Origin of the sequence: Methylobacterium sp. WL120 (assembly GCF_008039465.1) — a bacterium.
Lineage (GTDB): Bacteria > Pseudomonadota > Alphaproteobacteria > Rhizobiales > Beijerinckiaceae > Methylobacterium > Methylobacterium cerastii.
The window spans coordinates 1-969 of record NZ_VRUT01000356.1 but is presented as its reverse complement, the minus strand read 5'-3'; the positions used below and the strand labels follow the sequence as shown (position 1 = coordinate 969).

Annotated in this window: 1 protein-coding gene and 1 pseudogene; both read left to right on the top strand. The window is 75.2% G+C overall.

The features are described from left to right. A pseudogene (locus FV229_RS26980) lies at window positions 1–379 on the top strand (nickel transporter); the annotation flags it as partial. A gap of 76 nt (window positions 380–455) precedes the next feature. Beyond that, window positions 456–969: hypothetical protein (locus FV229_RS26975; RefSeq protein WP_147754831.1), on the top strand; the 514-nt coding region annotated here is incomplete at its 3' end.

Here is a 969-nt window from a genome sequence, read left to right as displayed (position 1 = left end):
GGATTGCGGCCATGCCCGCCTCGCCGACGCGCGGGCGTTCGAATCCCTCGACACCTGGCGGGAACGCGCCGCCATCGTGGTCGCCGCCGGCTCGCGCCCCTGCGCCGGGGCGGTGCTGATCCTGGTCTTCGCCGCCGCGCAGGGGATGCTGGCCGCCGGCATCCTCGCCGTGTTCGCCATGGCGCTCGGCACCGCGCTCACCACCGGTGCGCTCGCGAGCCTCGCCGTCTTCGCCAAGGGCGCCGCCCTGCGCCTGGCCGGCGGCCGCGGACGCGCCGGCATCCTGGCGCTCGGCGCCCTCGAGCTTCTGGCCGGCGCCTTCGTGCTGGTGCTCGGGCTGGCGATGCTGTCGGGCGTCGCGCTCGACGCCGGCGGCTGATCGCCCCCTCGCCAACCCAACGCCAGCGTGCCACGCTCGCTCCCGGACACGATTCCCGGCAGCTCGAAGGTTTCGCATGGCAGGGTTCGACCACATCCTGAACTGGCGGCTGCTCTCCGGCTCGCACCCGTTTCCGGGGCCGGACGGCGGCACCTGCATCAACGAGGCCGCCCTGGTCGCCGCTGGCCTGCCCTATCGCGCGATCCGGTCCAGCGACGACTGCCCGCCCTGCTTTTCGCACCCGCTCGCGGCCTACGCGCTCGGCCTCAACGACGCGATGTCGGACGCCGAGCGCCACCGGCTGATGGCCTTCGTCCTGCGCCTGTCGGGATCGGCCGACCTGCCCGCGGTCGAGATCGAGCGAACGGTGTTCCTGGCGCTGGCGAGCATTCGCCGCCTGCTGCCGCCGCTGCTGGAAAAGGCCGGGCTCGTCGACCTCGCCGTCCTTTGCGCCGCCGCGGGCGACATCGACGAGGCGCTGGCCGCCGCGCGCTCGGCCGCATGGCAAGGCGGCGCGCGGGCGCAGGCCGCCTCGGGGCGTCAGGCCTGGATCGCCGGGGCGCTGGCGGCGGCGGTCTCGCGCACCGCGA